This is a genomic window from Dehalobacter sp. TeCB1, assembly GCF_001707455.1.
In the GTDB taxonomy this organism is placed as follows: Bacteria; Bacillota; Desulfitobacteriia; order Desulfitobacteriales; family Syntrophobotulaceae; genus Dehalobacter; species Dehalobacter restrictus.
On the sequence record NZ_MCHF01000005.1, the window covers coordinates 1 to 23,820 of the forward strand.

At 45.9% G+C, this 23,820-nt stretch carries 26 protein-coding genes and 1 riboswitch; of the genes, 9 read left to right on the forward strand and 17 right to left on the reverse strand.

Annotated elements, in window-relative coordinates; all coding sequences use genetic code 11:
- Positions 1 to 133 precede the first annotated feature (133 nt).
- The 7 genes from csrA to flgM all read right to left on the reverse strand — a co-directional run bounded on the left by csrA (position 134) and on the right by flgM (position 5,408).
- Positions 134 to 397, reverse strand: coding sequence for a carbon storage regulator CsrA (gene csrA / locus A7D23_RS00980; RefSeq protein WP_019225332.1), 264 nt, complete (start codon positions 395 to 397; stop codon positions 134 to 136).
- Entirely contained in the window at positions 398 to 835 is a 438-nt protein-coding gene (locus A7D23_RS00985; protein WP_019225331.1) for a flagellar assembly protein FliW, read from the reverse strand.
- Positions 836 to 876: 41 nt separating this feature from the next.
- The gene (locus A7D23_RS00990) at positions 877 to 1,440 is read right to left on the reverse strand and encodes a DUF6470 family protein (protein ID WP_019225330.1); all 564 of its coding nucleotides are present in this window, start codon (positions 1,438 to 1,440) and stop codon (positions 877 to 879) included.
- Positions 1,441 to 1,461: 21 nt separating this feature from the next.
- Positions 1,462 to 2,382: a flagellar hook-associated protein FlgL gene (gene flgL, locus A7D23_RS00995; protein ID WP_019225329.1), complete on the reverse strand. Its 921-nt coding sequence runs from the start codon at positions 2,380 to 2,382 to the stop codon at positions 1,462 to 1,464.
- A gap of 21 nt (positions 2,383 to 2,403) precedes the next feature.
- Entirely contained in the window at positions 2,404 to 4,521 is a 2,118-nt protein-coding gene (gene flgK / locus A7D23_RS01000) for a flagellar hook-associated protein FlgK (protein WP_019225328.1), read from the reverse strand.
- Positions 4,522 to 4,637: 116 nt separating this feature from the next.
- Positions 4,638 to 5,123 carry a flagellar protein FlgN gene (locus A7D23_RS01005; RefSeq protein ID WP_019225327.1) on the reverse strand — a complete coding sequence of 162 codons (486 nt, stop codon included), beginning with the start codon at positions 5,121 to 5,123 and terminating at the stop codon, positions 4,638 to 4,640.
- Positions 5,124 to 5,408, reverse strand: a complete 285-nt coding sequence (gene flgM, locus A7D23_RS01010; RefSeq protein WP_019225326.1) for a flagellar biosynthesis anti-sigma factor FlgM — start codon at positions 5,406 to 5,408, stop codon at positions 5,124 to 5,126.
- Positions 5,409 to 5,760: 352 nt separating this feature from the next.
- On the opposite strand from flgM, the gene A7D23_RS01015 reads away from it, so the two are divergent.
- Together A7D23_RS01015 and A7D23_RS01020 are read left to right on the forward strand one after the other, a co-directional pair.
- Entirely contained in the window at positions 5,761 to 6,561 is an 801-nt protein-coding gene (locus A7D23_RS01015; RefSeq protein ID WP_015045321.1) for a flagellar motor protein, read from the forward strand.
- Between the two features lie 38 nt (positions 6,562 to 6,599).
- Positions 6,600 to 7,475: a flagellar motor protein MotB gene (locus tag A7D23_RS01020; RefSeq protein ID WP_019225325.1), complete on the forward strand. Its 876-nt coding sequence runs from the start codon at positions 6,600 to 6,602 to the stop codon at positions 7,473 to 7,475.
- Positions 7,476 to 7,518: 43 nt separating this feature from the next.
- On the opposite strand, the gene A7D23_RS01025 is transcribed toward A7D23_RS01020, so the two are convergent.
- Positions 7,519 to 8,562: a M20/M25/M40 family metallo-hydrolase gene (locus A7D23_RS01025; RefSeq protein WP_019225324.1), complete on the reverse strand. Its 1,044-nt coding sequence runs from the start codon at positions 8,560 to 8,562 to the stop codon at positions 7,519 to 7,521.
- Positions 8,563 to 8,592: 30 nt separating this feature from the next.
- On the opposite strand from A7D23_RS01025, the gene A7D23_RS01030 reads away from it, so the two are divergent.
- Complete coding sequence (locus tag A7D23_RS01030) at positions 8,593 to 9,033, forward strand: YaaR family protein (RefSeq protein ID WP_019225323.1); 441 nt, start codon at positions 8,593 to 8,595, stop codon at positions 9,031 to 9,033.
- A gap of 78 nt (positions 9,034 to 9,111) precedes the next feature.
- On the forward strand, positions 9,112 to 9,906 hold the full coding sequence (locus A7D23_RS01035; protein ID WP_015043640.1) for a protein-glutamate O-methyltransferase CheR: 795 nt from the start codon (positions 9,112 to 9,114) through the stop codon (positions 9,904 to 9,906).
- 103 nt (positions 9,907 to 10,009) lie between these two features.
- Here A7D23_RS01035 and rfbB read toward each other — a convergent pair whose 3' ends face one another.
- Entirely contained in the window at positions 10,010 to 11,017 is a 1,008-nt protein-coding gene (rfbB, locus tag A7D23_RS01040) for a dTDP-glucose 4,6-dehydratase (RefSeq protein ID WP_019225322.1), read from the reverse strand.
- A gap of 46 nt (positions 11,018 to 11,063) precedes the next feature.
- The gene (locus A7D23_RS01045; protein ID WP_019225321.1) at positions 11,064 to 12,089 is read right to left on the reverse strand and encodes a glucose-1-phosphate thymidylyltransferase; all 1,026 of its coding nucleotides are present in this window, start codon (positions 12,087 to 12,089) and stop codon (positions 11,064 to 11,066) included.
- 190 nt (positions 12,090 to 12,279) lie between these two features.
- Between A7D23_RS01045 and A7D23_RS01050 the strand changes: the two genes are divergently transcribed.
- From A7D23_RS01050 to A7D23_RS01070, 5 genes are all read left to right on the forward strand, one after another.
- Positions 12,280 to 13,191 carry a glycosyltransferase family A protein gene (locus tag A7D23_RS01050; RefSeq protein WP_019225320.1) on the forward strand — a complete coding sequence of 304 codons (912 nt, stop codon included), beginning with the start codon at positions 12,280 to 12,282 and terminating at the stop codon, positions 13,189 to 13,191.
- Between the two features lie 25 nt (positions 13,192 to 13,216).
- Positions 13,217 to 14,380 carry a DegT/DnrJ/EryC1/StrS family aminotransferase gene (locus tag A7D23_RS01055; protein WP_176714379.1) on the forward strand — a complete coding sequence of 388 codons (1,164 nt, stop codon included), beginning with the start codon at positions 13,217 to 13,219 and terminating at the stop codon, positions 14,378 to 14,380.
- A gap of 16 nt (positions 14,381 to 14,396) precedes the next feature.
- Positions 14,397 to 15,089 carry an acetyltransferase gene (locus tag A7D23_RS01060; protein ID WP_019225318.1) on the forward strand — a complete coding sequence of 231 codons (693 nt, stop codon included), beginning with the start codon at positions 14,397 to 14,399 and terminating at the stop codon, positions 15,087 to 15,089.
- Complete coding sequence (locus A7D23_RS01065; protein WP_019225317.1) at positions 15,086 to 16,261, forward strand: glycosyltransferase; 1,176 nt, start codon at positions 15,086 to 15,088, stop codon at positions 16,259 to 16,261. The genes A7D23_RS01060 and A7D23_RS01065 overlap by 4 nt, the downstream gene beginning before the upstream one ends.
- 100 nt (positions 16,262 to 16,361) lie before the next feature.
- A riboswitch (cyclic di-GMP riboswitch) is annotated at positions 16,362 to 16,504 on the forward strand.
- A 129-nt stretch (positions 16,505 to 16,633) separates the two neighbouring features.
- Positions 16,634 to 17,908, forward strand: coding sequence for an ArsB/NhaD family transporter (locus A7D23_RS01070; protein ID WP_068882901.1), 1,275 nt, complete (start codon positions 16,634 to 16,636; stop codon positions 17,906 to 17,908).
- Here the strand turns inward: A7D23_RS01070 and A7D23_RS01075 are convergent.
- The 7 genes from A7D23_RS01075 to A7D23_RS01105 all read right to left on the reverse strand — a co-directional run bounded on the left by A7D23_RS01075 (position 17,905) and on the right by A7D23_RS01105 (position 23,769).
- Positions 17,905 to 19,689: an NADH-dependent [FeFe] hydrogenase, group A6 gene (locus tag A7D23_RS01075; RefSeq protein WP_068882903.1), complete on the reverse strand. Its 1,785-nt coding sequence runs from the start codon at positions 19,687 to 19,689 to the stop codon at positions 17,905 to 17,907. The genes A7D23_RS01070 and A7D23_RS01075 overlap by 4 nt on opposite strands.
- An 11-nt stretch (positions 19,690 to 19,700) precedes the next feature.
- Positions 19,701 to 21,032 (reverse strand): NADH-quinone oxidoreductase subunit F, encoded by a 1,332-nt coding sequence (locus tag A7D23_RS01080; RefSeq protein WP_068882905.1) that lies wholly within the window; start codon positions 21,030 to 21,032, stop codon positions 19,701 to 19,703.
- A 45-nt stretch (positions 21,033 to 21,077) separates the two neighbouring features.
- On the reverse strand, positions 21,078 to 21,470 hold the full coding sequence (locus tag A7D23_RS16310) for a (2Fe-2S) ferredoxin domain-containing protein (RefSeq protein WP_068882907.1): 393 nt from the start codon (positions 21,468 to 21,470) through the stop codon (positions 21,078 to 21,080).
- Complete coding sequence (locus tag A7D23_RS01090) at positions 21,467 to 21,994, reverse strand: NAD(P)H-dependent oxidoreductase subunit E (protein ID WP_068882909.1); 528 nt, start codon at positions 21,992 to 21,994, stop codon at positions 21,467 to 21,469. Before A7D23_RS01090 ends, A7D23_RS16310 begins: the two co-directional genes overlap by 4 nt.
- A gap of 259 nt (positions 21,995 to 22,253) precedes the next feature.
- Entirely contained in the window at positions 22,254 to 23,015 is a 762-nt protein-coding gene (locus A7D23_RS01095) for an A24 family peptidase (RefSeq protein ID WP_068882911.1), read from the reverse strand.
- Between the two features lie 39 nt (positions 23,016 to 23,054).
- Complete coding sequence (locus A7D23_RS01100) at positions 23,055 to 23,321, reverse strand: hypothetical protein (protein ID WP_068882913.1); 267 nt, start codon at positions 23,319 to 23,321, stop codon at positions 23,055 to 23,057.
- Positions 23,322 to 23,448: 127 nt separating this feature from the next.
- Positions 23,449 to 23,769 (reverse strand): hypothetical protein, encoded by a 321-nt coding sequence (locus A7D23_RS01105; RefSeq protein ID WP_068882915.1) that lies wholly within the window; start codon positions 23,767 to 23,769, stop codon positions 23,449 to 23,451.
- Between the last annotated feature and the right edge of the window lie 51 nt (positions 23,770 to 23,820).

Genomic DNA, 23,820 nt, shown 5'->3' on the forward strand with positions numbered 1-23,820 from the left:
GTACTGGATTATTGGGTTTGTGGTTATTCTCATTATACCAGATTTGGTGGTTTCCTTGTTGTATTTAACCATACTTTCAAAGACTTTCAAGGTTTCAACCTACCCGACAGGGTGGGAAAGTTGAGTTATTGAATTATTTCTTTTCTTTCCCTATTCTCCTAGTTTGAAGCATTTCTTCTAAGACCGCTTTTGTATTTTGTTCATCTCCGGCAGTGGCAAGAGAAGCTTCCTGATTCTGTTTCTCGATTTCTTCCAGCACTTCACTGCGCAGAATCTTGACATCCTTCGGTGCGTTGATACCAATGCGTACCTGATCACCGGAGACAGACACAATCGTGATTTCAATGTTATCGTTAATGATGATCTTTTCATCGATTTTCCTGGACAATACGAGCATTCAGCCAACAACCCCTTCCATGGTACCTTCATTACAATCAGTCTCGAGTTCAGAAAATAAAGGTTGTCTGGATAATAAGCTGTCCTTACTCAGGATAAACTGCGCGCCTTTACCGGTTCGGCGATTAATAACGATTGGCGCGCGCAGATTGATGGTTGTCTTTTGCATATCCTGTTGACACAGCGTCAGGATCGCCCAGACTTCGAGCTTGTCGTCCGGAGTAACTTCCAGAAGCTCTGCCTCTTCTTGCCCCAAATCAACGGTCGAAAGATAATCCGGAAAGAAAATTTGCGGTCTGACAATGATGAAACGGGCATGGACATCCTCGGCTGACAGCAATTGTGTTAGCAGGGAATTCTCTTCTTCCATCAGGTGGTATTGGAAATATCCTTCAAATCCCGGAATTCCTTTGGGAAAACGGATCAGCGTCCGGCTCATATCGTTCACTCCTTCATGATTTATCTGGCGTTCTTCATTACTTATTTTTTCACATCAAACATTTGACCAACGGCCTTAATCTTCAAGTAAGGCTCTTGTTCCCAATAGACTTTCATCAGCGGCAGGGAAAAATCCTCTATCCTGACGCCGCCCCAATCCTCGAGCTGTGTATCCGTTCCTCCGAGCTGCGCCCGAAGTTCTAAAGTCCCAGGCTGGCCGATCATTTGGATGGAGGGAAGCGGAACCACAGCGAGTTGTTTCTCCGGCGGTTCCATGGAGCGGATGACAATCTCGGGGATGGTCGCTTGATTGGAGGTATCGGCGAAAGCATAGCCTGTCTGAACCGTTCTCTCAAGATTCGCCAGATAGCTGCTTTCTGCTTCATCGGCAAACGCAAAGGCCCGGAATTCCGGACCGCCATAACCCAAAGACTGCCGTACGGCAGAAGTATCCACCTGCACATCCGGATAGGTGCGCTGCAGATCGATTTCCGCTTCTTTTTGCTGAACGGAGACTTCTGCTTTTCTGATATTCAAGTCGTAACTCGCTTTTTTCAGATCCAGCCCGAGCTGGGCAGGCTGCCGGTGAATCTGCAAATCAATCATTTCGGCACATCCTTACGTCACTTACCGCATGAAATCAACCAGGGAAGGCTGAATGATCTGAGCGCCGACCGACAAAGCCGCCTTGTAGGTATTATTAACCGAGTTGAATTCCATGATCGTTTCAGCCATATCGGCATCTTGAAGGTCGGAAAGGTTCTGCTTCAGGTTAATCGTATTATTGACAAGCTGATCGCTGATCGTGCTCATACGGTTGGTTCTGGCCCCTAATTCGGACCGCAGAGCCAGGAAGTTATCCAAATGGCCGTCGATCTCATCCAAAGCTTCATTGATCTGGGTCTCATTGCCGCTGCTAAGCGAGGTACTTAATTTGTTCAAGGTATTGAAAAAGGAAGAATTTTCTGTATTGTCGGCATTGTAGGTAATCCCAAAAAGTTTCGTTCCTTCAATAGCGACCCCAATATTTACATTGGGTCCAACCTCAAATTCAATCACTTTATCGTTTCCGTCCCATTGCGTCAAAGTAAAAGGTACGGTTGCACTGCCGGGAATCGGCGGCGTATCAATCTTGCTGCCGGAAAAAATATATTTCGAGTTCACCTGGCTGTTCGCCATGACCTGGAACTGCATATTAAGCTGATCGACTTCTTTGGCAATCTGGGAGCGGTCCGTATTGGAAAGGGAACCATTGGCACCCTGTACCGTCAGCTCCCTGATCCGCTGTAGCATGGCCGTCATACCGCTCAGTACACTTTCACTGGATTCCAGGTAGGAAGTCGCTTCACTGGCGTTATTCTTCCATTGTTCCATCGAGGATATCGTGCTGTTGATGCGAATGACAGTTTCTGTCCCTACAGGATCATCCGATGGTTTCGTAATTGTATTACCGCTAGAAAGCTGATTCTGCAGCAATACCATTTTCTTATTCGATTGCTCCAAATTTCTTAATAGATTATGCGATAGAATATTATTGCTCACCCGCATCTTTACTCACCTGCTCCTGAATTATTTGGTGGTTCCCATGGCAATAAGATTATCAAACATGCTGTCCAGCATGGTTACAAATCGGGCTGCTGAACTGTAAGTTTTTTGGTATTTGATGATGTTGGTCATTTCTTCATCAAGGGAAACGCCGGAAAGGATTTCTCTCTGGGTATACATCTGTTCCACAAGGACCGATTGTCCTTCCGTCATTCTTTCGGCCTGCTGCGCATTGACTCCCAGATCCGTGATCATCGCACCGTAGAAATCCCCGAAAGAAGTAGCGTCGACAGGATTTGCTCCATTTTGACCAAAGACATTCTGTCCGATAGCGGTCTTCAAACCCGTCCAGCTGTTGGCAAGCGAAGAAATCGCCAAGGCAACACTGCTGTCTCCGATTTCCAAAGGATTGGTTTTTATCCCGGTGGCAATTCGATTGTAATTAGCTTGCAGCACTGCATTAATTTCAATGTTGGCAGCCGTAATATCCGAGCCGTCGCTTGACGTAAAAAAGTCAATTCCCGTGGTCTCCAGCTCAAGCCCTTGGCCGGTGCGATGGAGAACATTAACGGCATTGGCGATGCCTTTCGCCAGGGTATCTAAGCGCGAGCGGACGCTTTCTATGTAATGATCGCGCATGTCCAGGTTGGCAGCAAGCTGCCCCATATTCGTACCGAGGTCTACCCAGTTGCTGGCGACGTTGGTCGAAAAGCCTAAGCTCGTCATGCTGTCATTTACCGTTAGGTCAAGGGTAAATGTGTCGCCATCGGCAGGTGCTCCGGCAACCGTTAAGGTGATTCCGGCCATAGAAAGGCCGGTAGTGGCGCCTGCAGGAATCCCATTATCCGATAATTCCCAGGTACTGGTCGTTCCATTATACGTAGCCGTCAGCGTATTCCCTTTACCTGTATACGTTCCCAAGGCCGTCATACTCGTTACAGATCCAGTATTGGCGGGATCAGCCGTCAGAGCGGCCGGATCATGAAATGAGCGGCCCAGGCTGCCGGTGACATTCTCCAACGCGATAAGCGAAGTGCCGCCGGACGTGCCCGAGGTAATGGTCAAATGCCCCCCGGTGTAGGCGATTGAGACATCGGGCTGTCCCGAAACATTGTTAATAGCGGTTTGCAAATTAGCGGCCAAATCTGTCAAGGTATAACCGGCTGTTCCGTCATAGGTTCCGCGTATACTTGACAGATCGACTGTATAGCTGGTTCCGTCAATATTGATTGCAATCTGGTCGCCATCGCTGATCGTTAGCGGCGTACCAATCGCTGAACCGGTATCAACCACTGCAGAAGCTGAATCAGCCCAGACGACCCTGCTGAATCCATCCACGGTCGGAGGCGGATTCTGAAGATAGCGTATCGCCTGAAAGTCAACCAAGACATTATTAGGATCGTTTTCATTGCCGATGATCACTTTATAATTATTGACCTGGCGGTCTGTAAAAGCAGGATCCCTCGATTCGATGACCCGTACCGGCACAATTTTTGATAGGTTATCGACAAGACTGTCCCGTTGATCTTTCAAATCATTGGGATTATCCCCTGCAACCTCGGAATTTTTAATCTGGATATTCAGCGATCGGATCTGCTCGGCAAGGGTATTAATTTGCGTTACTGCCGCTTTGACACTGCTGTCCAGATCATTCTGAGTTTCAGAAATCTGTATCTCCATATGGTGGAACGTATCCACCAGCGTCTTGGTCTGTTCAATTAAAGATGTGCGTACTCCGGCATTTTGCGGATTATTGGCCAATACGCTCCATGAATTCCAGAATTTGTTCATGTCGTTGCTAAGACTGTAGCTTGACGGCTCGTTCACCATACTTTCCACTAAGCTTAACGTGCTCTGCCTCCCCGACCAATATTCATATTTGGATGTTTCAGACCTGAACTGAAGATCCAAATATGAATCCCGGGCGCGGGTCACCGTATCCATGGCTGATCCCGTCCCCAATGTCAGAAATTTCCCTCCGGCCATAACGGTCAACGGGATTGCTGTCTTGAGATCCGCGATCTGACGGGAGTAACCGCTGGTACTCGCATTGGAAATATTATGTCCGGCAACGCCAAGGGCGGCCTGCTGGGAACTGAGTGTCCTGTTCGCTAATTCTAAGCCAAAAAAGGTTGAATACATAACGATTTCTCCTCTGCACTGTATTCAATCGCGTTTCATTTTACGGATATCTTACGGATAGCTAATTATCGTTAAGACCGTTAAACAACTTTAGCCGGCCAATCAGTTATTTTAAGTTAAATACTTTTATCGATGATTTTTACACCGGTTTGATGGCTCTTATTGGCTTTGTCACCGGGATTGCTGTAAGTCGCCTGTCGATCGTTCGTCAGCAGCCGGACCGTGAAATTAACAAGTTTGACAGCGTTCTCCAACAGTTGGGTATTCACTTCATGCAAACTCTTTAATTCACCGATAACGGACTCCAGTTCCAGTCTTACCGATTGTAAGGCCGGAAAACTGGAGGATAAATCCGCTAGGGTAATATCTTCAATGTTTTTGTTGGTTTCTCTGCCAAAAAAATCTGCCCAGTAAAGTCTTTCCTCTTCCAACTGTCCGACTTCGAGCAGAATTTTTTCTTCCTGAGCGGTGATGCTTTCTATTTTCTCAATCACATTGTCTACGAGCGCTTTCTGCTTTTCTTGTTCTAATTCGGTCAACTGGCGATAGAAAGCAATTTGCTGCCGTAGGTTATTTTCCAGACCTGCCACATATTCCGCCACTTATTTCCCCTCCATCCCGTTTGGAGAAAGAATTCCTTCGGCAATAGAAGCCGCATCAAGATTAAATTCACAATTTGCAATTTGTTCCGAAATTGCCGTGACCTTGTCTTCCCTGATGTCCGGCATATCTTTTATTTTTTGCAACAGCTTTTGAAAAACCTGCGCATTTTCGGATACGGCCAACTGATCCTGTTGCGAAACCGTATTGACCTTACTTATCTGAGATACCCGGGTAGCAGCCTGGACACTGCCAACGGGGGAAATCGAAGCACTATCTATTTTCATTACATTCACCAACCTGACTGTTTTATCTTTTTTTAATGATATACAGTTTTCTTATCGTCCAGCAGCTCAGCAATCTGAATACCTTTTAGGGTTGATTATGGTCAATTATCTCCGAGTAACTCTTAATATATCTAAATATCAAGCTATTATACCCAATAATAAAAATTGGTATAATCTTTCTCGTGTCATTATCCGGCAGAATGCTGTATAATATTGGTTGGCTTGATAAATGACGATCAAAAACCCTAATGTTTTCGGTTAAGAATTACGTTATTAATAGTATATAAACGTATATGAAGAATTATCTGCAAAGCAGTTATTAATGAAGATTGCACAGGAGGAACATCGGTCAATGGATATAACTACCATCTTGGGGCTTGTCCTGGGATTTTTCGGTATCTTATTCGGTTTTGTCTTAGAAGGCGGGCATCTTGGTTCTTTGTTTGCTGTATCTCCCATATTTATTGTTGTTTTCGGCACACTGGGCGCTACGGTAATCGGTATCCCTTTAGACGAGCTTAAGAAATTGCCCAAATGGTTAAAAATTGCTTTTATGAATCAATCCTTCGGTGTGGAGAAAGCCTATTTCACCCTAGTGCATTTTTCCGAGAAAGCCCGTCAGGAAGGACTTTTAAGCCTTGAGCAGGAATTGGAAACCGTCGATGACAAATTCACCAAACAGGGCATGCAGCTGGTTATTGACGGTACAGACCCGGAGATCACCAGAAGCATCCTGGAATCAAATATTGCTGTTTTGGAAAACAGACATAAGGTTGGGATCACCTTTTTCGAGTCTGCAGGCGGCTACAGCCCGACTTTGGGGATTATCGGAACAGTCATGGGGCTAGTTCACGTTCTTGGTAATCTGACGGACCCCGACAGTCTTTCCGGTTCGATTGCCGCAGCCTTTATTGCTACCCTCTACGGTGTTTGTCTGGCTAACCTGGTCTATCTGCCGATCGCAGCCAAGCTGAAAATAAAAAACCAAATGGAAGTGCAGACCATGGAAATGATTCTTGACGGGATTATTTCGATTCAATCCGGGGAGAACCCCGCGATCCTGAAAGAAAAACTCAAAACTCACCTCGGTTATATGCCCGAAAAAGAAACCAAATTTGAAGGTGCATTTGAAGCCAGTGAAGTGAATTATTAATAAAGTACTAAAAGCATTAGAACAGAAGCGGTGATAAAATGAGAAGGCATAAAACACAAGATGGCCACCCCCCTGGTCAGGAACGGTGGCTTGTCACCTACTCGGACCTCATTACGCTATTAATGATTTTTTTTATTGTGATGTATTCAATGAGTCAGGTTGACGCCAACAAATTCAGGGCAATGGCCCAATCCCTGAGCATAACGCTTGGCGGTGCGGCACCTTCTGCGGTTAACCTGTCGGAAACACAGGCCGGGGATTCTTTCATTGAAAGCGGGAGTACTGAAAGTTCAACTTCGACAGGCCAGGACGACCAGCAAGGAGTAGAGCAGGAGACCACCCCTTCAGAAGGAACTGGTCAAGGAGATACGGATTATCAGGAAAGCCTTACAATAGAGGGGATCAAAGCCAAATTGGACCAGTTTGCGAAAGAAAATGGAATTGAAAATAAACTCGTATCATCCATTGAGGAACGAGGCCTGGTCATCAGTATTCAGGACACCTTGCTGTTTAACAGCGGCTCGGCAGAAATATCAACGAATTCGCGGGCCATCCTGAAAAAAATCAGCACGGTCCTGTCCGCCTCACCGAATTATATAAAAGTGGAAGGACACACCTGCAACCTGCCAATCCATACCGCAGAATTTCGAAGCAATTGGGAACTGTCCGTACTCAGGGCGACCAATGTCGTCCATATTCTTGTCGATGACGGTGAGATCGATCCCCTTCGGCTGTCAGCAGCAGGGTACGGTGAATACCGCCCGATTGCCGATAACAGCACAGAACAGGGAAGAATCACCAACCGCAGAGTCGACCTGATTATCCTGCGTTCCAAGTATGATCTGCTCGAACCGGGCAGCAGCAGTAGCAATACGACCACAGGTGCCGACAGCAACGGAAACAGCAGCAACTAGCTGTTACAGGACTCCGAATCGTTCTACTAGCACACTTACCGCTTTAGTAAGCCAGGCTTTTGATGGCTCTATAGATAATATTGCACGTCATTTCCAGTTTCTCTTCGTTGACTGCGGATATTTTGTCTTCCGTCGTATGATTGTTCACCAGCCACTCCTTGCCCAGAATGGTTACCGCAGGAATGCCGGTGCCTGTAAAGGATATTTCATCGCTGTGATGGCTACCGCCAGAAACGTGCTCAAGGACCGCCCCATTTACTCTACCGGCTTCTTTCATGGTCTCAATCAAAGTCTGAGAGCTTTCACTGGCTGACCAGAGAATATACTCGCCCACGGCCCCATTGGCAACTGTATCAGCGTTAATCACAGCTATGATTTCGGAGAGCGGGATCAAAGGGTTCTGTACAAAATATTTGGAGCCCAGAAAGCCCATTTCCTCAGCACTCCAAAAAGCCACTGCAATATTGATTTTAGGCGCAAAACCGTCCTGTGCTTCCTTCACCAGTTGACGCATGACTTGAAGAATGCAGCCTACACCAGAAGCATTGTCATTCGCACCCGGATAGACTTCCCCGTTATAAATACCGAGATGGTCAAAATGGGCAGAGAGGATAAGTGTCTGTTCCGGGTTATTCCCGGTAATACCAGCTAAGATATTAGCCGCTGGGACCCGAAGTGTGTCCGTTTCATCCGGTCGAAAGAGCGCTCTGCCGTCAATCATCTTTTCTTTCATCGAAGGAATTGAAAAGAGCTGCCAGTAGTTGTCCGCGCTAAAAGACTCCAGCAGCAAGGCCTTGAATTGTTCTTCCAGGTAAACAAGCGCTTTGGTCTCTCCCGCAGTTCCCGCCCGGCGGCCTTCGAGATTGGCATGAGACAAGTACTGGACATCTTCGATGGCTTTTCTGGAAATCGCTTTGGTTGAAGGCACCCAAACAGTACCTTCGCCTGAAGCAAATTCAATACTGGAAGACGGAATTCCCAGAAGGCTTCCGAGTTTCTGCCCCCAGGCCCCAGGCAGGACCGTCCAGGGGATAACAAATGCCGCCATTCCGGCTGCAATTTTTAGAAAAGTCCGGCGTGATTTCATATTTTATAATCCTTTCACGGAGGGAGTAACATGTCACTAAAAATCAACAGTTCCACCCAAAAAAATAACTTTGGGATTGACCTTCATCAAACTTCAGAAAAAAAGGAAAGCAGCTTCAGCAATATTTTATCACATTCCCGTCAACTTCAAAGCCAGGAAATGCAACTTTTTCTGGAACGCCTTGAAAAGCAGGGGCAAAAGCTCTCCGAGAACAGATCGTTGGAAAATCTGACGGAATTTAAAACCATGGTCAAAAGTTTTCTTCAGTCAACCTTTGGAAAAAGCAGAAATATGCAGGAGGAAACCTTTTGGGATTACCGAGGTCAGCCGAAAGTCATGGCCAGGGTAACGAAGATCAACAAGGCACTGGAAGAATTGGGTGAACAAGTACTCTCTTCTCAGTCTGAACCTTTAAAAATCCTGGAAAAAATCCATGAGATTAAAGGACTTATTATCGATCTATTCACCTGATATTAAAAACGAGTTGGTCTTTACAATATTTTGAAAAGTATTTAAAATGTTGTACCAGCGAAAGGAGTAATAAAAAGAATGATGAACAGCACTGGCATGATTACGGATTATCCTAGATTCGTTAAATCCTTCCAAAATGTCAGCGGTCTTGACTTGAACTATTATAAAGAAAACCAGATGAAAAGGCGAATCCTGAACTTCATGAGCACCAGGGGGTACCAGGAAGATTATACGGACTTCCTGAAAGATCTCAGTCTTAAACCTGACCTCTACGATGCGTTTTTTAAACATCTAACCATCAATGTCACGCAGTTTTTCCGCGATGTCAAGCAATGGGATGTCTTTAGGGAAAAAATTATCCCCGACCTGTTAAAGACCAGATCTTCCTTAAAAATATGGAGCGCGGGCTGCTCAGCAGGCCAGGAAGCGTGCACCATGGCGATCGTCATGGCAGAATATTTTCCTGGAATAAACTTCAGTATCCTAGGAACAGATATTGACATCAACGTCTTAAAACAGGCCCAGTCGGGTATTTATGACGAGCGTGATTTTGCCAGCACTCCCCCCCATCTTCTCGATAAGTACTTCAACAAGTCTGAAAAGAAGTTCCAAATCAAAAACACGCTGACCAGGAATCTGACTTTCAAGGCGCAGAACCTGCTTACCGACAAGTTTGACCGAGGCTTTGATCTGATTGCCTGCCGCAATGTCGTCATCTATTTTACCGATGAAGCGAAGGATGTGCTGTACAAAAAATTTGCAGACTCGTTGAACCCGAAAGGGATACTTTTCACAGGCTGTACAGAGCATTTATTCGGCCAAAGCCAGCACGGCCTTAAATCCGTTTCCTCGTTCTTTTATCAGAAATTATAAAAAAGCTGCTCCCCTCTAAAATCTTACTAAACCTTAAACGAGAGCACAAACCGAATAAGATGCTGCTAATAGTTTACAAACTCTTGGCAGCATCTTTTTGAATTCATCCCAGCGGGTTTTTGCTGTCAGATTTATCCCACCAGGCTCGGTTGTCCCGATACCATTGAATCGTATCCCCAATTCCCTCGTTAAGATGATACCTGCATTGCCAACCCAGCTTTGTTTTCAGCTTCGTGCTATCCAGCGCGTATCTCCAGTCGTGTCCGGCCCTGTCGGCAACCTGAACCAGTGCATCCACCGGTTTACCCAGCATGTTCAGTATGGTCCGGGCCATCTCTAGGTTCGATGTTTCCTCCCCGCTCCCAATATTATACACCTCTCCTGGTTCCCCGTCCGAAAGTATCTCCGCAAGCGCCGCACAATGGTCCAGTACGTGGATCCATTCACGTTTATGCGACCCATCCCCATAGACAGTCAGCGGCATATTCTGTAAAACCTGAATAATACTATGCGGAATAAATTTTTCTTTATCCTGATTGGGTCCGTAGTTATTGCAGCACCGGGTCACGATCACCGGAAAACCGTAAGTTCTGGCAAAAGACCTGGCCATTAAATCAGCAGCTGCTTTGGAAGCCGAATATGGGCTGTTTGGACGAATCATGGAATGCTCCGAAAACTGTTCTGCCTCATTATCAAGACTTCCGTATACTTCATCGGTGGAAACCTGAATAAAGCGTTTTCCCGTAAAGCCGTTCTTCTCCCAATGTTCCTTGAAACAATGAAGCAGCGTTAAAGTCCCCATCAAATTGCTTCGGCCGAAAACCAGAGGATCGGTAATACTTCTGTCCACATGCGATTCGGCAGCAAAATTAATCACATCATCGGGGTCACATTCCTGAAGAATGCGTTTAACTTCTTTCGCAGTACTGATATCCCCTTGCGTAAAATAATACCTTGGATGAGCTGCCAGGTCTTGAAGATTTTCCACCTTTCCTGCGTAAGTCAGTTTATCAAAATTAATGACGATAACATCCTGATTGCGCTGCAAAATATATTTAATAAAATTGCTTCCGATAAAGCCTGCGCCACCGGTAACCATAAGAACTCTCATATTCTACACCTCAAATTATATTCTTTCGGCCAGCTCAACTGGCAAACTAGAGATCGATCTGACAGTGGTCCCCAAGAAAAAAAGTACTGGCTGAAGAGCTGTTTTCGGGGCTGCCTTGAATGGAAACCTGGTTTCCGATTAAGCTTCCGCTGATTTTCTTGGAGACATTGGCAAGTTGCGTATCCTCTAGGATAATACAATTTTCGATCTCACATTCTGTAATCCGGGTTCTCCTGCCCACTGTCGTATACGGTCCGATAAAGCTGTCCGTAATGATAGCATCATCGTCCAGATGAACTGGCCCCTGAATAATACTGTTCCGAATGGTCACATTGTTTCCCATTTGGATTTTTTGGGCCAGCGCTGCATCAAACATCAAGCGATTTGCTTCAAGAATGTCGTCTAATTTTCCGGTATCCTTCCACCATCCCCGGACCAGATCGCAAGTGACCCTGGCCCCGTTTTCCAATTGATTTTGGATTGCATCGGTAATCTCAAGTTCTCCCCGACGGGACGGTTTGATTTTGTCAATCGCTGCAAAAATGCTGTGGTCAAAGGCATAGACCCCTGTGATGATCAAGTTGCTGATATACTTCTCAGGCTTTTCGTAAAGCGCTGTTACAAATCCGTCTTTCACCACCGCAACCCCGAATTGGGAAGGATTGCTGACCGTATGAAGCAATACGCTGGTGTTGGCCTTTTGCTGGTAGAAATTTTGAATGAAGCTATCCAGCTCCATATTGAAGATGTTGTCTCCAAGGATCATCACAAAATCATCGCGGCCAAGAAAGTCGGCCGCAGTCCGAACAGCATGGGCAAGCCCCAGGGATTTATGCTGATGAATATAGGTGATTGCCGTGCCCCACGTTTCTCCGCTGCCGACCGTTTTTTTTACTTGTTCCTGCGTATCCCCAACGATAATTCCAATATCATGGATACCTGCCCTGGCTATCTTTTCAATAAGATAGATCAGAACTGGTTTGTTGACCAAGGGAAGAAGCTGTTTCGCCTTGGAATAGGTCAGCGGTCTGAGCCTTGTTCCGGTTCCTCCGCTTAAAATCAGAGCTTTCAAATTATTCTCCTGCCTTTAGCCGGTAAGATTTTCTATAAAGAGAGGGTTGTCTTTCTAATATAATATTGCGCAAGAACCGCAATGGTGTAACCACGGACAACTCCTCCCATATAATAAAGTGATAGTTGCCCTAACAGAACCTGAAGGGATGATCAAGTAAAAAGACGATTAAGTGGAGGGAGATATAGAAATGGTAGCGCCACTCCTAAGTTATGTAACCTTTAACCGCCTGGGCCAGACAATCAGGAGCCTTTCAAGTGTCCTTGAAACGCCGGAAAACTTTGAATTAGCAATCGTTGATAATAATTCCACAGATGGTACCTGGAAATATATCCAAAGTCTGAAGGACAGGCGGATCAAATTCAAAACAAGGCTCCCTGTCAATCTAGGACAGGTCTACGCCTCAAATCTAAATCTGTCCAAGAGAAGAGATGATCAATATTTTATTGCTGTCGATCAGGATGTTGTGATTGAAAGCAAAAATTGGCTGACCTACATCCTAAGGGTGTTTAAAAATACTCCGAATATCGGTTTACTCAGTATTCATGCCGGGTTTCCGCCCCGAAATATGCCTCCGACTACCCCAGTCATCAAAAATGATTTGGTTTATCTGGAATTAACCAAGAACAGGTCTGATTATTCGCAGGATTATATGCCCGGTAGCATCCTGGCCTTGAGCCCTGATCTTATCTCTAAAATTGGCTTTTGGAGTGAAGAAAATAATTTTGGCAGCAGGGAGTTGTTTCTAAGGGCTAATCATTTTACAGCGTTTAAAACAGGAATTCTGATGAACGTGAACATTTCTATCCCGCAACAAATAGTTTGCGGCAAATGTCCCGGTCAATCCTTCTGCCGTCTGTCAAAAAACGGAGAGACCAAAACCGGAGAAACCTGTTTTACCATCTACGAGAAATTAAACCAGAATAAATTATTCCGAGAACAATACCACTGGAAATTTGACGAAACAGTTAAGGATCTGCAGAGCGGTGCCCGTTCCCCATACTGCACTTCATTATTCAGTTGTAACTCCACTGCGGAGGAAACCTACAATCTTGACTGGGCAACCGAAAACTTTCAATTCTATGCATCCAAAGCCAACTGAATATTTGCCAGGGGAGAAAAAAATGATAAACAATGATGGTTTTTCTGAACCGGTCTATGTTACCGAACCTTTGCTGCCAGACTTGGCGGAGACTTACAGCATGCTCGAAATAATATGGCAAAGCAGGCAGCTCAGCAATAACGGAAAGATGGTCCAAGAACTGGAAAGAAAACTGGCTGCTTTCCTGGGCACCCGATATTTATCGGTTTTTGCAAATGGCACGAATGCCTTGCAAATTGCATGCAAAACCCTGGATCTGTCCGGGGAAGTCATCACCACCCCGTTTACCTTTGCCGCTACGGCCAACGCGCTGGCCTGGAATCATCTTACGCCGGTCTTCTGCGACATTGAAGAAGCCACGTTCAATATTGATGCCGACCGTATCGAGTCCCTGATTACGAATAAAACCACTGCCATCCTGCCGGTACACGTTTTCGGCCATCCGTGCGAGGTCGAAAAGATTGACCGGATTGCAGCAAGGCATAACCTGAAAGTACTTTATGACGGGGCCCACGCTTTTGGTGTGAAAATAAAGGATAAACCGGTCGGCTCCTATGGAGATATCACCATGTTCAGCTTTCATGCCACCAAAATCTTTCACACCGTCGAAGGCGGTGCACTTATCTTTCGGGATCAGGACCTCCAGCAGAAAGCCAAGTGTTTGAGAAATTTTGGTCTAAAAGAAGACTACAGTGTGGACGAACCGGGTATAAACGGCAAACTGAACGAATTGCAGGCTGCTGTCGGCATTTTGCTCTTAAAAGAAGTGGAAGCTGAAATAGCCCAAAGGAAATATCTTACCAACCTGTACCGGCAAGTGCTGGCTGATGTCCCTGGGATAACCGTCTCCCAGGAGGCTGAAGAAATTACAGCCAATTATCCGTATTTTGTTATCCGGGTTGATCCGACCGCATACGGTATCTCCCGGGACGAGCTCTATAGCCGATTGTTAAGCTTCAATATTTTTTGCCGAAAATATTTTTACCCGCTCTGCAGCAATTTTAAGTGTTTTAAAGGTCTTCCTTCCTCCTCCGCAGACAATCTACCCACAGCCAACAAAGTCGCAGAAAGTGTTCTGGCTCTGCCGCTTCACGGCAGAATGTCAGCGTCCGACGTTCAAAAAATAGGCGGCATCATCAGGGAAATAAAAATTAAAAATAAAAAGCAAATCAACGAAATTTTCAATTGAATTGGGCGTGTGATCATTGGCTATAAAAGATCTCATCATTTTTGGAGCCGGCGGCTTTGGCCGGGAAGCTACCGAGCTCGTTGAAGATATCAATACAGAAAAAAAGCAGTGGAACCTGTTGGGCTATATCGACCAAACTCCGGCCAAACAAGGAAAGGTTATTAATGACTATCCTGTTCTGGGCAACCTGGACTGGCTCGAAAAAAACACAGGGCACCCTCTCTGGATTGTATGTGCGATCGCGAGACCGACGGATAAATACCGTCTGATCGCCAGCCTGTCCTGTTTTCAGCTATATTTTGCCAACCTGATTCATCCCGCTGCCCGAATAAGCCACTCCGTTCAATTGGGCTGCGGCAATATCATCTGCTGGAACAGTTTTCTGTCGACGGATGTCAGGATAGGTAGTCACGTAGCCTTAAATCCGGGCTGCAGGATTGGCCACGATACGGCTGTCCGGGATTACTCCTCTTTATACTGGGACGTCACCCTGGCCGGAAACGTGCAGGTCCATGAAGGTTGTGAAATCGGTTCCAAAACTGTGGTGATCCCCGAAAAAGAGATTGGCAGGTGGAGCATCATCGGGGCTGGTGCTGCCGTCACTCGCAACATCCCGGAATACTGCACGGCCGTCGGTGTCCCTGCCCGACCGGTTAAACATTTAAAAGAATTGGTTGAAACCCATTCCCCTAAAGGACTGATGATATGAAGGAACTTTCTTCTATTTTGATCAAAACTGCGATACAGCTTGTTCTTGAAGCCATTAATCAGGCTCAAGCCTCTGCCCTGCAAAAACGCGTCAGCCCCTTCCCTGTTCAGGAAGCCGCTGACACCCCTACTGCGGAAATTTCTCAACAAGCGGTTCCAAAAAACATTGACTGGGAAGAATTAGACGACGCCACCATCCTTCAACAGATTCTAGATCCTGGGATCCTGGAAGAAATCATTGAACCTTCTGTACAGAACCCGACAGACAGCACCTCCCCTCCTCCTTTTATCAGCTATGTTACCTTCAACCGTCTCGGGCTTACCATGCAGAACCTAAACAAGATTTTGGATTCAGACGAAGATTTTGAAATGCATATCATCGACTGCAACTCCAAAGATGATACCTGGAATTATATCAAAAGCCTTCAGGACAAAAGAATTAAATCCAAAACACGCTTGAAGGTTAACCGGGGGCCGATCTATGTCCTGAACTACAACCTCAGAAAGAGAAAGCCCAACCAGTATTTCTTCACGATTGACAGCGATGTCTATATCAAGACCAAAAACTGGCTGACCAGGTATATGGAAATATTTGAAGCTTTTCCGGAAGTGGGTCTCTTAGGAACCATGCGGGATAACCCTTATCCGAGATTTCTCCCTCCCGTCATTCCTCAGGTCAAGAATGATCTATCCTATCTTCAGCTGAGAAATGCCGGCATTGATGTAATCATGGATTTTATTCCGGGATGTCTTCAGGGGTTACGGCCTGAGCTCATTGACCGGATCGGTTATTGGAATGAGGAATGCGGGTATGGCGATGCTGAATTATCACCAAGGATTGTGCATTATACTCCTTTCAAAGTCGGCTTTGTCACGACCGTGGAAATTGATATGACCCAGTTCATCGGCTGTGACAAGTGTCAGGCCCAAAGCCTCTGCACGCTGAACAGAAGCATAAAAACCTGCTTTATGCTGGCCAAGCAAGCCAACAGTAACGAAAGCTTTGCCAAAAAGGCCAAATGGAAATACCTCGAAATATTTCAAGAGCTAGCCGATGGAAAAAGAACAGCCTATTGCACTTCACTTTTGGACCCTGCATCCCGGGAAGGGAATTTGTACCATGATGCCTGGGCACTCGAGAATTTTGAATATTATTTGAGAAGATCGAACTGATCTTTACAAAATATGAACGGAGATGCTATACTTCTTTTCTGGACACAATCCAGTTGATCAGGATTTTTCAGATTTGCAAATAAAATATAATATGATTTTTAATGTGTTGGGGCAAACTTCACGAAAGTGAAGGACGCTAAAGTTATGGGTCTAAATCAGGGAATTTGAAATGCATGCAATACAAAATGAATGGAATCCAAATGCATTTCCAGGATATTCTGACAGGATTGCCAGACTACAAGGATTTTGAACTTCTCAGGGAAGAGCAGTTCCTTTTATGGATCTGCTCTTTTTTATTTCAACTATTTTGGTATATTCTAACCGGTTAGGCCAATAAAAATTGACCACACTAATGATGGAGGTGCACGATTCATGACCTTGATTCTGACCCTTGTTATTTTTGTAGCTACGTATGCACTGATCGTAACGGAGAAAATCCCGCGGGCTGTCGCCGCGGCCCTCGGTGCCTGTCTCCTGATTCTTTTGGGTGTATTCCCGCAGGAAACTGCTGTGGAACACATCGACTGGAATACGCTGGGCTTACTTATCGGCATGATGATCATTGTCGATCTGACCAGACGTTCCGGTGTCTTCGGCTTTCTGGCTATTTGGGTCGCCAAGAAAGTCAAAGGCAATCCAATCAGACTGCTGATCTCTTTGGCTATACTGACTGCCGTTTTATCGGCTTTTCTGGATAACGTGACGACTGTTTTGCTGGTCGTTCCGGTTTCCATTGTGATTGCCGAAACCTTGAAATTAAACCCAATACCTTTTTTGATTACCCAGATTCTAGCCAGCAACATCGGGGGAACCGCGACCCTGATCGGTGATCCGCCGAATATCATGATTGCCGGACCGGCAGAGCTTACTTTTATGGATTTCATGGTGAACCTGGCACCTGTGACGATTGTGATCTTGGCTGTTACCCTATTGGGCTTTTATTTTCTTTATCGCCAAAAGCTAAAGACCGATAAGGAATCCATCGCCCTGCTGCTGTCGCAAAATGAATACGACTATATTAAAGACTGGGCCCAGCTCAAAAGAAGCCTGGCCGTGCTCGCTCTGACCATTGTCGGTTTTATGCTGCACGCCGTCATCCATGTTGAGACCGCTACGATTGCGCTGGCCGGAGGCATGCTGCTCATGGTGCTGAGCCGTGAGGAACCGGAAGAGGTATTTCTGGCGATTGAATGGCCGACGATCTTCTTCTTTACCGGATTATTCGTTTTAGTCGGAGGATTGGTCGAAGTTGGCGTCCTGGACAAGGTTGCTGAATGGAGCCTTGGGCTTACCGGCGGTGTGCCGGTCGTCATGGCGATGCTGATTGTCTGGCTTTCCGCTATTTTTTCAGCTTTCGTCGATAATATTCCGTTCGTGGCCACCATGATTCCGTTGATTCAAAAAATCGGGGTCCTCGGCGGGCTGACCCCAGAACAGCTCCAGCCGCTCTGGTGGTCTCTGGCTCTGGGCGCCTGCCTGGGCGGAAACGGTACCATTGTCGGTGCCTCGGCCAACGTCATTGTCTCAGGGATTGCCGAAAAAAACGGCTATACGATCAGCTACAAAAAATACTTCCTGATCGGATTTCCGTTCATGATTCTATCCATTGTGATCGCCTCGGCGTATATTTTGCTGCGGTACTATTAGATTCTTTCTCTCTCTTCAAAATGAGTATGAAGCAATCTATGGGCAGTGTCACTGAAAGGCTGGCCCAGATATTCCTGATAAAGTTTCTGGATTTCTGAATTCTCATGAGATTTTCTGATCTTTTTATTTTTATCTTCCTGATAGATCGCTTCCTGACGCTTGCGGACAATTTCAAAATTGCCGTGATGGTAGGGCTGCCCACCTCCGGCAACACAGCCTCCGGGACAAGCCATAATTTCAATGGCTTCGTATTGATTCTTACCGTCCCTGATTTCCTCAAGCAGAGTCCGGGCGTTTCCGAGCCCGCTGGCAATGCCTATCCGTAGCATCTTGTCGCCAATTTGAACTGTGGCCTTTCGCAAGCCTCCATCTCCCCGGAGCTGCTCGAACTCAACTTTCTGTAATTCTTTACCGGTCAGCCACTCATAAGCTGTCCGGAGCGCAGCTTCGATAACCCCGCCGCTGGTTCCGAAGATCACTGAGGCACCTGTGGTTTCACCCAATGGTCTGTCATATTCACTCGAAGGCAGATTGATAAAATCCAGACCGGCTTCTTTGATCATTAGGCCAAGTTCCCGGGTCGTGACGACAATATCGACGTTATTATGCTCATCCTTAGTTAGTTCCGGACGCTTGGCCTCGGCTTTCTTGGCAATACAGGGCATGACGGAGACCACTACAATATTGTCCGGGTCAATGCCATTCTTCTCGGCATAATAAGTTTTAACGATTGTACCAAACATAATATGCGGTGACTTGCAGGTGGAAGGCACTTCCAACAATTCAGGGAACTGATGCTCAATAAATTTGACCCAGGCCGGACAGCAGCTCGTGAGTATCGGAAGTGTTTTATTGTTCTGCAGACGGTAGATCAGTTCTGAGGCTTCTTCCATAATTGTCAAGTCCGCTCCAAAATCCGTATCGAAAACTGCGTTAAATCCGATACGCTTTAAGGCGGTTACAAGCTGGCCGGTTGCAATCGTCCCCGGTTCCATATCAAATATTTCTCCGATGGCTACGCGGATAGCCGGAGCAGTTTGGACAATCACATATTTATCCGGATCATTTAAAGCTTCCCATACTTTATCGGTATGATTAATTTCCGTAAGCGCTGCTGTAGGGCATACCTGAACACATTGCCCGCAGTAAGTACAAGAAGACTCTACCATCGGAATATTAAAGGCAGGGCCAACAAAGGCTTCAAATCCGCGGCCGATCCCTGACAGGATACCGCAGGTTTGGACCTTATTGCACATCGTTTCACAACGCCGGCAGTAAATGCACTTGTTGGCGTCTTTGACGATCGCCTCACTGGATACGTCCTTCGGATAATTCATCCGTTCACCTTCCCAGCGGATATGCCGGACCCCTAATTCTGCGGCTAAGGCCTGAAGCTCACATTCTCCGTTTTTGGGACAGGTAAAGCATTCATTGGGATGATTCGATAACAGGAGTTCAACCGCCATTCTTCTGGCTGTAATTGCTGTAAGCGTATGCGTGAGTACTTCCATTCCATCCGTAATGGTGGTTACGCACGCCGGGACAAGTTTATTCCGGTTTGTCTTCTCATCGATTAGCTCAACCATGCAGACCCTGCAGGAAGCCGTCTGATTGACCATTTTGATATCATGCAAATCCAGATGACATAAAGTTGGAATCCGAACTCTTGCTTTATGGGCGGCTTCCAAAATGGTGATGCCTTCAGGGACCCGTAGATATTGATGATTAATTTTAAAATCAATCATTTTTTTAGCAGGATGCGTTTGTTGAACGTCGGTCATGGTTAGCCTCCTTATGATTTCAGACCAATTTTATTCTTTGCTTGATAATGGCCTTCCCCTCGAGGATGGTCAATGTCTTTGATCAGGGCCAGGTATTCGTCCCAAAAATATTTCATGGTACTGATGACCGGGCTGGGCGCAGTCTGACCAAGCCCGCAGAGCGAACTACCTTTAACCATGTAAGCGAGCTGTTTGATGGCATCTAAATCCGCCATCGTTCCTTTGCGGCGGGTAATTAGATTCAGCTTTTCATATAACCGCTTGGTACCGATCCGGCAGGGGGTGCAGCGGCCACAGGATTCATCCATCGTAAACTCCAGGTAAAACTTAGCGATATTGACCATATTATCGGTTTCATCCATGATGATCATGCCCCCTGATCCCATCATGGACCCGATACTGAGCAGGTTATCATAGTCTAAAGGAATGTCCAGGTGTTTCTCCGGGATCACGCCTCCGGACGGTCCCCCTGTTTGAACGGCTTTGAATTTGTGGCCGTTGGGGATACCTCCGCCAATTTGAAAGATAATTTCTCGTAAGGTTGTTCCCATGGGGACTTCGACCAGGCCAACATTTTTGACTTTACCGACCAGCGCAAAAACCTTGGTCCCTTTACTTTTCTCAGTGCCAATGGAAGCGAACCAATTGCTCCCTTTAAGGATAATCGGAGAAATATTGGCAAACGTCTCCACATTGTTTACACAGGTCGGACAGCCCCAATATCCTTCTTCCGCAGGATAAGGCGGTTTAAAATTTGGCTCACCGCGTTTTCCTTCACAGGAGTTAATGAGCGCTGTTTCTTCCCCGCAGACAAAAGCCCCCGCTCCATATTTCAACTGGATATCAAAGGAAAAAGACGTGTTGAAAATATTTTCTCCCAGAAAGCCCAATTCTCGAGCCTGCCGCAAAGCAGTTTGCAGTCTGAAAATTGCCAGCGGGTATTCGGCTCGGATGTAAATGAATCCGTTGGTGGCGCCAATTGCATAGCCGCCGATCACCATGGCCTCTAAAACGGAATGAGGATCGCCCTCCAGGATGCTCCGGTCCATGAAAGCCCCCGGGTCACCTTCGTCTGCATTGCAAATGATATATTTGTCCTTGCTTTTTTGATTTTTTGTAATTTCCCATTTCTGACCTGTGGGGAATCCCCCCCCGCCACGGCCCCGCAGCCCGGATTTTTTTATTTCGTCTATGACCTGATCCTGGGACATCGTTGTCAGTACCCTTCCCAAGGCTTCATAGCCTCCGACTTCAATATAATCCGAGATATTTTCCGGGTTAATCAGCCCGCAATTGCGCAGGGCGATCCGGTACTGTTTCGGATTTTTTGTTGTTTCTGACATCATAGCCTCCAAACAAATTACGTACTTTGTGATCTGCGCCCGATTCTACACCCGGTCAAACTTCATTTCTAATGAGAGATTTTCAACTGCTTTCCCGTTTTTAATATGCTGCTCAATAATTTCCTGGACCTTGTCTTTGGTTACATTACCATAGAGAACCGGTTGTTCGCCCGGTTTATTTACCTGAACAGTTGGTTCCGAGTGACAACAGCCAATACAGCCGACCGGAACAACTTGGGCATTCGTTATGTTCTGGGCAGTGATTTCATCCGAAAAAGCATTGTAGGTCTCCCTTGAACCTGATGAGATGCCGCAGGTACCCATCCCCACAAGAATTTTGATTTGTTCTTCCGGCGTTTGTCCGCCTTGTTTTCTATTTACATTCTTTTGATATTCTTCTTTGATTTTTTTTAATTCCTCCAGCGAACCAATCTTCATACCAGTATCTCCTTCCGACGGTATGATTCGAGGATGGTATCCAGGTCCTCTTCTCTCACCCTGCCAAATACTTTATCATCAATCATCATAACGGGAGCCATGCCGCAAGTGCCGATGCAGCGGACATCTTTCAGTCCGAAAAGACCGTCAGGTGTGATTTCATTGGATTCAATGCCAAGCTTTTCTTTCAGTCTTTCCATAATTTTATCCGACCCTTTGACAAAGCAAGCAGTCCCCATACAGATACTGATCGTATGTTTTCCCCTTGGCTTGGTTGTGAAGTAGGAATAAAAGCTGACGACCCCAAATACTTCTGCTCCCGGAATTCCTAATTTTCGGGCAATAAAAAGTTGTACATCCCTCGGTAAATAGCCAAAAATATTCTGGGCCTTATGTAAGATTTCAATCAGAGCGCTTTTCGTTGTTGGCAAACTCTTAATAAAAGCTTCCAGTTCCTCAAATTTTTCTCTGGGCAGATTTTCATTGGTTGGTTCCATAACATCGATTGCCTGTGGCTTGGTCATAGCAAGTACACAATCCTTTCCGAAAACAACAATAATTTTTCATGGCAAAGAGCTATTCAGTAATAGTTTGGAAAAATAGCATAGATTTATTCAGACAAGAGCTCGGGCATAAAATAATGCAATGAACTTTTGCATGTTCATTGCATTTCTGGTTAGCCGTTATCTTGTTTTCTTCATTATTCATATCGTCATTCTCAAATTATTTACATTATAATAGAACGTATTACTCATATACTATCCATATTCCGTCTATTTTCCATTATACTGACACAGCGGATAGAAAGATCTGCTCTCCAAAGATCATTACAGTAAATATCCCAAGGGACAGAAACGGTCCGTAAGGGATCTCAGATTTCAGGGATCTCTTACGCACTGTGATCAGTAACACCGCAGTAAGACCTGCATACAACGAACCAAGGAACAAAGCCAGAAGCACCGGCGGGCCCATAAAAAGCCCTGCTGCAGCCATCAGCTTGATATCTCCTCCGCCTAGCCCATCGGGGAAAAATAAGCTCAGAAAAAAAAGCGGTACGGAAGCCGCAAAAAAACCAATAACCCAAGTATACCACGCAGCTCCAAAACACACGCTCTGATAGACGCCGTGCAAAACACTCAAGCCCAGCAGAAAAACGACCAGCTTATCCGGAATCACCTTTTTCTGCCAGTCAATAAACGACACGACGATCAGCACAGACAAAAGCATTACCAGAAAAACACTTTCCAGGCTCAGTCCATAGGTAAACCAGACAATCAGGTACAAGACCCCGTTCAGCAGTTCGACTGCGGGATAGATCGGCGAGATCGGGCCCCGGCAGTTTTTGCAGCGTCCCCGCAGAAAGAGGTAGCTGAAAACAGGGATGTTCAGATACCACGGAATCAGCGTATCACAGTGCGGGCAATAGGATCTCCCGCCAACAACGCTTTTCCCGATCGGAATCCGGTAAATGCACACATTCAGGAAACTGCCGATGACCAACCCATACAGTAGGACGATGACAGAGATCATAATATTTTCGATCAAGACAGTACCACCTTTTTAATGTTGGAATTAATTAAAGGCCTAATGCGGATAAATAATCTCAGCCGCAATCCAGAAGATAATCAGCAATCCTACGAGTATTGGCAGAAATATCAGGATCGCCTTTTCCTTTTTGCCAATGATTGCCGCAATTCCGGCAATAAAGCCTGCTAATCCCAATGCAGCTACTGCAAACGTCGGAAAAGGCAGTGCGCCCATCATTTTCAGCACGATCAATACAATAAAAGCAATACTCAGTCCAGCCGACCATCGGCCGGAACGGGATTGGGGCCATAACTTTGCCTTCATATAATCATCCCTTCCTGTCACTTAACACCTTCAACCTTATTATTGTATATACTCAAAAATTATTTTGATCGTTTCTATCATTGATAAATAGGCTGCGCAGCAAAAGAAATAGAATTCACTGAGATATTTAGCTAAAAAACACGTCCACAGCGACGCCGCAAAAACTCAGAATATAATACACGCCGATCAGAATCACCAGAAAAACCAGAACCGACCGCTCTTTCTTCCTGATAACAGCTTTCAGTCCAATAATGGCCGCTGCAATGCCTGCGGCAAAGATCAGAACGGTAATGACAACCTGCAGGGGATTATGCGAGATCAGTTCTAAGCCGGAGTACCCTTCCTTGTATGGAAGTACGGAACCCACGACAAACAAAATCCAGCTGACAATCACCAGGATGAAGGATTTTCTGCCGGACTTGCTTTTGGGTAAAATCGTGATTCTCATGACATTCACCCCTTTTTATAAAGAAAACTTGGCTGGTGCCAAGTCTTTGGC

What these genes read in the sequence shown, in the direction of transcription:
- csrA (WP_019225332.1), bottom strand. Translation starts at nt 397, where the DNA reads ATGCTCGTATTGTCCAGGAAAATCGATGAAAAGATCATCATTAACGAT.
- A7D23_RS00985 (WP_019225331.1), bottom strand. Translation starts at nt 835, where the DNA reads ATGAGCCGGACGCTGATCCGTTTTCCCAAAGGAATTCCGGGATTTGAA.
- A7D23_RS00990 (WP_019225330.1), bottom strand. Translation starts at nt 1,440, where the DNA reads ATGATTGATTTGCAGATTCACCGGCAGCCTGCCCAGCTCGGGCTGGAT.
- flgL (WP_019225329.1), bottom strand. Translation starts at nt 2,382, where the DNA reads ATGCGGGTGAGCAATAATATTCTATCGCATAATCTATTAAGAAATTTG.
- flgK (WP_019225328.1), bottom strand. Translation starts at nt 4,521, where the DNA reads ATGTATTCAACCTTTTTTGGCTTAGAATTAGCGAACAGGACACTCAGT.
- flgM (WP_019225326.1), bottom strand. Translation starts at nt 5,408, where the DNA reads ATGAAAATAGATAGTGCTTCGATTTCCCCCGTTGGCAGTGTCCAGGCT.
- A7D23_RS01015 (WP_015045321.1), top strand. Translation starts at nt 5,761, where the DNA reads ATGGATATAACTACCATCTTGGGGCTTGTCCTGGGATTTTTCGGTATC.
- A7D23_RS01020 (WP_019225325.1), top strand. Translation starts at nt 6,600, where the DNA reads ATGAGAAGGCATAAAACACAAGATGGCCACCCCCCTGGTCAGGAACGG.
- A7D23_RS01025 (WP_019225324.1), bottom strand. Translation starts at nt 8,562, where the DNA reads ATGAAATCACGCCGGACTTTTCTAAAAATTGCAGCCGGAATGGCGGCA.
- A7D23_RS01030 (WP_019225323.1), top strand. Translation starts at nt 8,593, where the DNA reads ATGTCACTAAAAATCAACAGTTCCACCCAAAAAAATAACTTTGGGATT.
- A7D23_RS01035 (WP_015043640.1), top strand. Translation starts at nt 9,112, where the DNA reads ATGATGAACAGCACTGGCATGATTACGGATTATCCTAGATTCGTTAAA.
- rfbB (WP_019225322.1), bottom strand. Translation starts at nt 11,017, where the DNA reads ATGAGAGTTCTTATGGTTACCGGTGGCGCAGGCTTTATCGGAAGCAAT.
- A7D23_RS01050 (WP_019225320.1), top strand. Translation starts at nt 12,280, where the DNA reads ATGGTAGCGCCACTCCTAAGTTATGTAACCTTTAACCGCCTGGGCCAG.
- A7D23_RS01065 (WP_019225317.1), top strand. Translation starts at nt 15,086, where the DNA reads ATGAAGGAACTTTCTTCTATTTTGATCAAAACTGCGATACAGCTTGTT.
- A7D23_RS01070 (WP_068882901.1), top strand. Translation starts at nt 16,634, where the DNA reads ATGACCTTGATTCTGACCCTTGTTATTTTTGTAGCTACGTATGCACTG.
- A7D23_RS01075 (WP_068882903.1), bottom strand. Translation starts at nt 19,689, where the DNA reads ATGACCGACGTTCAACAAACGCATCCTGCTAAAAAAATGATTGATTTT.
- A7D23_RS01080 (WP_068882905.1), bottom strand. Translation starts at nt 21,032, where the DNA reads ATGTCAGAAACAACAAAAAATCCGAAACAGTACCGGATCGCCCTGCGC.
- A7D23_RS16310 (WP_068882907.1), bottom strand. Translation starts at nt 21,470, where the DNA reads ATGAAGATTGGTTCGCTGGAGGAATTAAAAAAAATCAAAGAAGAATAT.
- A7D23_RS01090 (WP_068882909.1), bottom strand. Translation starts at nt 21,994, where the DNA reads ATGACCAAGCCACAGGCAATCGATGTTATGGAACCAACCAATGAAAAT.
- A7D23_RS01100 (WP_068882913.1), bottom strand. Translation starts at nt 23,321, where the DNA reads ATGAAGGCAAAGTTATGGCCCCAATCCCGTTCCGGCCGATGGTCGGCT.
- A7D23_RS01105 (WP_068882915.1), bottom strand. Translation starts at nt 23,769, where the DNA reads ATGAGAATCACGATTTTACCCAAAAGCAAGTCCGGCAGAAAATCCTTC.